The sequence below is a fragment of the Paenibacillus sp. P4_E11 genome (assembly GCF_056401635.1).
Genome location: NZ_JBFUIX010000154.1, coordinates 1 through 7687, shown reverse-complemented (window position 1 = coordinate 7687; position 7687 = coordinate 1). Strand labels below are relative to the sequence as shown.

The window sequence follows — 7687 nt, the reverse complement described above, 5'->3', positions numbered from 1 at the left end:
CCCCAATGATCCTCACCATATATGTGAACAAAGGGCCCTTTGACAGCACCCTGGAAGCAGCCTATTCGGAGCAGCAAGTGGATTGGTGGGATGATACCGACGAGCGAGCCGTGTATTGCACCGAATGTTTTGCTGCCGTAGAGCTTCAAAAACATCTACAGACGCTATTAGGTGATCATACCGTTGTTCGGATAGAGAACACTGAGCATGAATGGGCCCATGGAAAAGATAGAAGCAATAGCATTTTCATCGGAACACTGCTCTCCAATCCTTATATAAGGGCTTTCGAAACGGAAGGTTTGGTGCACGGTCACGAGCTGAACGATGAAAACGGCGAAGCCTTTCTGATCGAAACCCTGCAATCGGATGGAGAAAAGTATTGGGTATTATCTGGGGTAGGCAGCATCGGCAGCCTATATGCTGTTTACGCATTTCTGGAGAAGCTCGGCTTCCATTGGTACGCACCTGGTGAAACAGGTGTCAATACTCCGGAGCCCTTCTCTCGCCTCCCCGAGATTCGATGTCAGGAAAGGCCCAGCTTTCGGACAAGAGGCTGCTATTCAGAATTCATCGACGACCGAAATGCCGATTTATTCGATTGGATGGCACGTAATCGAATGAATTATGCCCATTTATTTACCATTAAGAATCCACATGCGCTGAAGAAAAGGGGAATCCGTATTGCGGGCGGGGGTCACGATATCCTCTACAAGTATTTGGACCCGCTTAGCCCTTACCCTTACGCGCATCCCTTGTTTGGAGGAGATGGCAAGCCGCAAGACCCCTATCCCGTAAGTCTGGAATACAAAGGGGACACCGACGGCGATGGGATACTTGCTTATGCGGAGTCCCATCCTGAGTGGTTTGCACTAGTAGACGGGGAAAGAAGTTACTACCGCAGCACGGAAGCTTTAAAGGAGCAGTATTTCGCAGGAGACAATCATTGCCTGACACATCCGGACGCATCAGATGAGCTCGCCAAAAATATAATCAATGCTCTTGTCGATGGAGATTTGAAGCATGTGGATGACTTGAACTTTTGGCTGCTAGATAACGGGAATTGGTGTTCCTGCGATAGGTGCAGCAGCAGTGGCAATTATACGAGCCGGTTGATCCTGCTTGTCCATCATTTGAGACAAAAGCTCTGTCAGGCGATGGCAGAGGGCATTCTCAAGAGGAATGTCCGAATCCTGTTCCCGGCTTATCATGAAACGCTGGAAGCTCCTGATAGACCCCTTCCTGAATCGTTTGATTACCACAATTGCTTTGCTATATTCTTCCCTATCGAAAGATGTTATGTCCATACGTTCAACAATAAGGGTTGCACAGAGACTAACCTACAGCTGCTTCATAATTATGAAAGCTGGACCGTGAATACAAACCGTCATTTTCAAGGGGAAATGTTTATAGGTGAATATTACGGTGTAAGAACGTTTGCCGCTATGCCGATTCTCTTAAGCAGCATCATTGCTAATGATATCCCTTATTACTACGAGACGGGAGCCCGACATTTCTATTATATGCATATCACAAGCGGAAGGTGGGGAATGCTCGCCCTCAACAACTACCTGTATGCGGCGCTCCTGTGGAATGCTAAGGCTGATACAAGAACCATCATGGATACGTATTTTGAACAATACTACTGTGAAGCTGCAGGCCTGATGAAATCCTTCTATGAGAAATTAGAGGTCGCACTAAGCAATATCAAGTATTTGAAGCATTATCAGGAGATCGATGGAGAGAAGCATTCCCTTTGGTTAAAGATCAAAGATCGTGAGGAAAACTTGTTTCCATCCAAACACATGAAATATGAAGCCACTGGAGAAAACGATAACTCGGGAATTAGCCTCGTTGCTACCGTAGAGCAGCTCCATGCTTGCAGAGCGATTCTGGATGCGGCCCTATTCAAGGCGGAGAAGTCCATCGTAGCTCAGAGGCTGCTTGAGGACGAGATGAGATTCGACTATGGCCATACGATGATTATGTTCTATTACCGAGTGGTTCGTACGGTGACACTGCTGCAGGCGGATAAATCGCAGCTTGCCAGAGCCGAGTTTGCTCATTGCCAGTTGTTTGCTGAGAAATTGAGAGCATCGAAGCTTCCGTTAGACAATTATGATTACAGTAAATATTACGATAGTGGTCTTGACGCAACATGGATCAAAGCGTATTACGAGCAGCTGCTTAACGAATTTATGGACTAGAGGATATTATACTGCATGACTGAGGGGTGAAAGGGGACAGAGCATGTTGGGAAGTCACAACGTTCAGCTTCACCGACATGCAAGACCAGCTGAAGAATGCGATCGCTCAAGCTGTAGAAGTCGGGATCTTGTCTGGATATACCGTTGGCAGCTTCCGCCCGTTCGCGAACATCGCGCGGATGGAGATGGTGATCAACTGGATCGGCTTGTCAACGGGTAGCGCGTAGGCTTAGATGAATATCTCGATACGGGCTCGTAGGCGCATGATATGAAGTGAATCAATAGAGATGAAAACCGGTAGAGCGATACGTTGCTTTACCGGTTTTTCGCTGTTTGAGTGATATGGTGAATGGGAGCGGAAAGTTGTCCCTCGGGGCAACTGTTCACGCTAATGATTTGGCAGCTGGATCTCGAATACGGTCCTTTCAAAAGGGATACTCGTCAAGGTAATTGATCCGTTATGGAGGGCAATGATTTCTTTGACAATGGATAGTCCAATGCCGAGTCCTTCGCCTTTCCTGCTGCCATCAACACGATAGAACCGTTCAAATACATGCTCTAGTTCCTGTAAGGGAATGCCGCGTCCTTTATCGATAACCGTCATGAATAGGGTATCGTCCTTTTCCGTAAGCCCGATCTCAAGATAATGGCCTTCTGATCCGTAACGGATCGCGTTGTCGAGCAGGTTTCGCAGCGCACGTTCGATTAGGGAGGCATCAAACCAGGCGTGGATATCCTCGTCAGGTATTGCTGGCTCCAGATTTCGCTCAATGGATGATATGCTGAACCGTATCATAAGTGACGGCGAAAAAATTTATCAAGGGATATGAGGATGGTTCATTTCAAGCTAATACTACGATTACTAGAGCAGAGCTTGCATCTAGGGTACGCCGTACGGTATATTCCAAACTGTCGCAAATGCGACTAGAGCTGAATCGTTACTTATGAAAATAATAACAGGAGAATCTATCGATTTGTCGAATTGTAGTGTGTATTAACGGTACTTGCGGAGGATTGTCCATGATTGTACGTACGAAGTTATATATTCCCCATGTGCGTCGCGGCCTGGTAGCTCGTCCGAGGTTGATTCATATGCTTAATGAGGGAATGAAAGTCAAGCTGACACACGTTTCCGCGCAGGCCGGGTACGGCAAAACAACAGCTTTAAGCGTATGGGCGAAGCAATGCGGCGCGCTCGTGGCTTGGGTCTCGCTGGATACACGGGATAATGATTATATTCAATTTTGGAGTGGTGTGACCGCTGCTATTCAGGAGACAGTCCCAAGCTTTGGCGAGGCGATCTGTTCTTTTCTTGAGAAAGGGCTTTGGGCGTCTTTAGAGCAAGCGATTCCTGTGCTGCTGAATGACCTGGATCGATTAACCAGCGAGCTGGCGATCGTTCTTGATGATTATCACTTCATCGAGAGTCCTGATATTCATGCTTCTTTGACCTATTTTCTTGAGTGGCTGCCCTCTCACATTCATCTGTATATAGCGAGCCGCAGCGAATTGGCGATACCAACTGCCAGACTTATGGCAAAGGGCGAATACAATCCAATCACGATGCAGGATTTGCGCTTCCTGCTGGACGAGGGGCATGTCTTTTTTCGGGACACGACGGATTTAAGGTTAACATCGGAGCAAGTGGCGGAGCTGCACCATCAGACCGAGGGCTGGATCAGCGGGCTGGAGCTGGCGGCGATCTCTCTGAAGCACAGCGCTAATATACCCGAGTCCATTCATCAATTTAACGGCCGACAGCATCATATATCCGATTACTTGCTGGAAGAAGTTTTTCGCCATCAATCGGAGGGGATGCGCTCATTCTTAATAACTACGTCAATTTTAAGCCGAATGAATCAATCCCTGTGCCAGGCCGTAACAGGTCAAATGGACAGTCAACAATATTTGGAAAGATTAGAGCAGCTGAATTTGTTCGTCATTCCTTTAGACGATCAGAGGAACTGGTATCGTTATCATCATTTGTTTTCGGACTTTTTACAGCGTATGGGGTCGAGAACGGATCCGGAAAAATGGGTGCAAGCGCATAGGGATGCGGCGTGTTGGTTGGAAAGTTATGGCCTTGATGATGATGCGATGGAGCATTTTTTGGCAGGCAAACATTATGCGGATGCTGTGCGGTTGATCGAGAAAAATCTTCATGTGTTAGTGCAATCGCAAAGTATGGTGTTGATCAGATGGGTCTCATCTTTGCCGGAAAACTCTTTTGCCGAGAAGCCCATGGTGGAACTGTTTTATATATCGGTATTGCTGGGAGTGGAGAGCTGGGAAGCGGCTTTTCTAAGAATAGAACAGGCTCAAGCCCGATTTCAAGCGCTGAAAGTCAGACTGACAGATGCAGAATGGAACCAGGCCATGGGCAATATTTACTTTTTCAGTGCAGTCGCCTCTTATCTGCAAAAAGACTTGGTAAAAACCTCTGAATACTACGGACTGGTAGAACAATATATGCCGGAAGGCAGCTTCTTTCAAACGATGAGGCGTTATCAATATCTTGGCTATGATCCGTTTGTGGATTTTTTTGCGTATATCAACGATCTTCATGCAGCGGATGCTTTTTTATCCAGATGGGCTGTTGCTTTGGGGGAAAAGACCAATTATCCTTTTGCGGGTTTCTTCCTCGCATCTTACAGCAAATTACTGTACGAGTGGAATCGGTTGGAGGAGGCTGAGTTGTATGCAAGTCAGGCGCTTGGACGAAGGGATATTCAGCCCTTTGTGCGGATTTTCATTCAAGTCGCCACAAGCGCTTCGTGGATTCAGGAAGCCCTCGGAAATTCGAACCGGGCTTCAGAGCTGCTCGCGGAATTGAAGTCGCAGATCGACTCCTCTGATTATCCATTATTTATGTTAAAAATCGAAGCCGAGCAAGCTTGTCTGGCCCTGCGGCAAGGCGCAGTCGAAGATGCGCTTGTTTGGCTGCAAGGATGCGGTTTGGCGCATACGGATGAAGTTTCTCTCCATCATGTTCTGGAGTATATGGCTTTGGCCAGAGTGCTTGCAGCAAGCGGACAGTTGGAAGAAGCGTTGGACTTATTGGGCCGCCTGAATCTGCTATTACGCAAGGAAGATCGTCTCCGGGATCGAATCAAGGTGCTCATTATGCAAAGTGTGACACTTCAGCACATGGGCAGGACGTCGGATGCTCTGGCTAAGTTGGAGACCGCTATGCAATTGGCGGAGCCCGAAGGATATGTCCGGAGCTTCGTAGATGAAGGCGCGGTGATGACCGGGCTGCTGTCTACTTATTTGAAGACAAGGTCAGCGAATCCTGTTCGAAATACGCCCGGGGATGCTTTGGCCTATGCAAGGCAACTGCTTCAAGCTTTGCAGACCAACCCGGAACCGTATATATCGTTTAAAAATTTGCTGACCGAGCAGGAAACGAAGATTGTTCAGTTGATCGCGGATGGATTGCCGAATAAGGAAATCGCCCTTCGCCTGAATATTACGGGTGAAACCGTAAAGTCTCATATTAAAAGTGTGTACAGAAAGCTTAATGTAAATAATCGCGTACGAGCACTGCAACGTGCTAGAGAATTAAGGATCTTGGGTTGAGCTCCTCTCCAATATTCCCCCAAACGGGGGATTTTTTTTGCCAATATCGTCTTATAGTGAATCAAGTGTCAAAAATCGACAAGAAGGAATGTGGATTTCAGCATGTATAGGAAATTCGATCGGAGTTCCCGCCTTCATCCATTAACAAAGAAGAGGAGTGAAAACTGAACTATGCTTGCAGTAAACAATAAGAAAGTTTTCAACAAAGCGGTAAGGGGTCATATTCTATCTGGCTTTACAAAGGTGCTGCTAAAGAAGAGTTCCATATTTTTACTATCGGCATTGATGGTATTGTCTTCCTTTTCGTTTGCTTCGCAGGTATCTGCCGATACGATTAATACCAGCAATATGATAAAATGTGCCGGCGAGAATCAGACTTGTACTTTTCCGGGTACGCACTAGGACAGTCCATTCAAGCGATTGTTACAACCAGCTTCGCGGATGACAAGGATATTCCGGCATGGGCAAAAGGCGTAGTTGCGGCCATGAAAAAGCAGGGCATCATCGAAGGCAAAGGTGCGAACCTGTTTGCTCCAGGAGATAAAACAACAAGAGCAGAGGCTGTAACGGTACTGCTGAAAATGCTGGCGCAAAAGAGCAAGTAAAGGACACATAGACAAGGCTGCTTTGAATCAAACTCGAAGTAGCCTTGTTAAGCTATTTGGCAGAGAAGCCCTTATTTTTCGCCGATAGACCCGTTAAGCTGAACCTTATCATAAGTAGGGCGAAATTTGAGTCTTAACCACTTGCGGTCTCGGGAGTCGCAGCGGTCATTGTGGATTACTCACGAAGACCGTCACATAGGATCCGGGAACGTTAGTTTAGTATTTTAAAGGAAAAAGGCCATCCCGCAAAGGATGGCCTTTTAAACTTGCCTTTATAGACAGCGCGGAGAACCGTATCACAAATCGTGGTAAAGCAAAAAAATAGAAATAGTCGTGGGTGTGAAGGAGTTGAAGAATAAACTATTCCCAATCTCAATCGACGAGAGATTCTCTTTCAGCTATTTTCTTTATACTATCTAATGTTTCTTCCCAGTTCTTATCTGAATGTTCGTACATAGTCTGAGTAGAAAAATTACTGTGTTTTTAATTTCAATATCGTATTGTTATCTTGGTTCATTAACGTAAATCTAATGATTGAATAGTTTTCTGGGCTGTCGTCGGTCCCGGAGAAACCGCTCCAGTAGTTATAAGAGAAAACTTTGAGCGCTTCCAACTCCAAGAGATTTCCTTTATCTTCGAACGCTTTGCCCTCCCAAGTGAAGGAAAAGAAAATCGGCTGACCTACTATCCAATTGGTCTTGATTGTGACTCCCAGTCATTTTTCATTAAAAGCAGGGTTTGTAAGTACATTCCAAACAGTCTCTGTTGTTGCAACAATTTCTCTTTGCTTGTCAATTGATAACATGTTGCTCATAATCTCACGCCTTTCTTTATTTATGATATTCGATGAAATCGTTGCTATGTGAAAATATTATAACAAGATGAAAGCGATGTATCGTAAAAATGCGACAAGAGGTAAAATAATGGCCATTTTATTCGCACACAATTCTTCAAACTGCAGGTTCCTCTATGCCAAGCAGGACAACGTCAAAAATTGTCGAATAGATAGTTCTATATTCATAATAAATTGATCGGGCAAGGGGGTTGGTGTTGATATTTGACTGAATCTGGGGCCGGAGAACCGGAAATTCGACAACTAATGTATTGCAAAAAAGGTATCTCACATTTTTAGGAGGTCGCYATGAAAATATCAACGCTGATTAAAGTTGTAGCAGCATTCAGTGGCTTGCTCATTTTTTTAACCGTACTTAGTATTTTCTCTTTGAATTCCAGTTTTAAGGACGAACGTTTGGCTGTAGCGAGGCAGGCCGAGTTTAAGCAATTAGGAATCGATTTGGT

6 protein-coding genes are annotated in these 7687 nt (G+C 45.7%); 5 read left to right on the top strand and 1 reads right to left on the bottom strand.

Features of this window, described 5'->3' with window-relative positions:
* Together AC1DWB_RS29735 and AC1DWB_RS29730 are read left to right on the top strand one after the other, a co-directional pair.
* Positions 1-2204, top strand: a 2204-nt coding sequence (locus AC1DWB_RS29735; RefSeq protein WP_477544718.1) for a DUF4838 domain-containing protein, incomplete at its 5' end; no start/stop codon positions are given.
* Positions 2205-2230: 26 nt separating this feature from the next.
* On the top strand, positions 2231-2431 hold the full coding sequence (locus AC1DWB_RS29730; protein ID WP_477544717.1) for an S-layer homology domain-containing protein: 201 nt from the start codon (positions 2231-2233) through the stop codon (positions 2429-2431).
* 161 nt (positions 2432-2592) lie between these two features.
* Here AC1DWB_RS29730 and AC1DWB_RS29725 read toward each other — a convergent pair whose 3' ends face one another.
* A complete protein-coding gene (locus AC1DWB_RS29725; protein WP_477544716.1) occupies positions 2593-3000 on the bottom strand; it encodes a sensor histidine kinase in 408 nt (135 codons plus the stop codon).
* 2 nt (positions 3001-3002) lie between these two features.
* Between AC1DWB_RS29725 and AC1DWB_RS29720 the strand changes: the two genes are divergently transcribed.
* From AC1DWB_RS29720 to AC1DWB_RS29710, 3 genes are all read left to right on the top strand, one after another.
* Positions 3003-3152, top strand: a complete 150-nt coding sequence (locus tag AC1DWB_RS29720; protein WP_477544715.1) for an S-layer homology domain-containing protein — start codon at positions 3003-3005, stop codon at positions 3150-3152.
* Between the two features lie 72 nt (positions 3153-3224).
* Positions 3225-5783 (top strand): winged helix-turn-helix domain-containing protein, encoded by a 2559-nt coding sequence (locus AC1DWB_RS29715; protein WP_477544714.1) that lies wholly within the window; start codon positions 3225-3227, stop codon positions 5781-5783.
* A 377-nt stretch (positions 5784-6160) separates the two neighbouring features.
* On the top strand, positions 6161-6388 hold the full coding sequence (locus tag AC1DWB_RS29710) for an S-layer homology domain-containing protein (RefSeq protein WP_477544713.1): 228 nt from the start codon (positions 6161-6163) through the stop codon (positions 6386-6388).
* Positions 6389-7687: the final 1299 nt, after the last annotated feature.

What these genes read in the sequence shown, in the direction of transcription:
- AC1DWB_RS29715 (WP_477544714.1), top strand. Translation starts at nt 3,225, where the DNA reads ATGATTGTACGTACGAAGTTATATATTCCCCATGTGCGTCGCGGCCTG.
- AC1DWB_RS29725 (WP_477544716.1), bottom strand. Translation starts at nt 3,000, where the DNA reads ATGATACGGTTCAGCATATCATCCATTGAGCGAAATCTGGAGCCAGCA.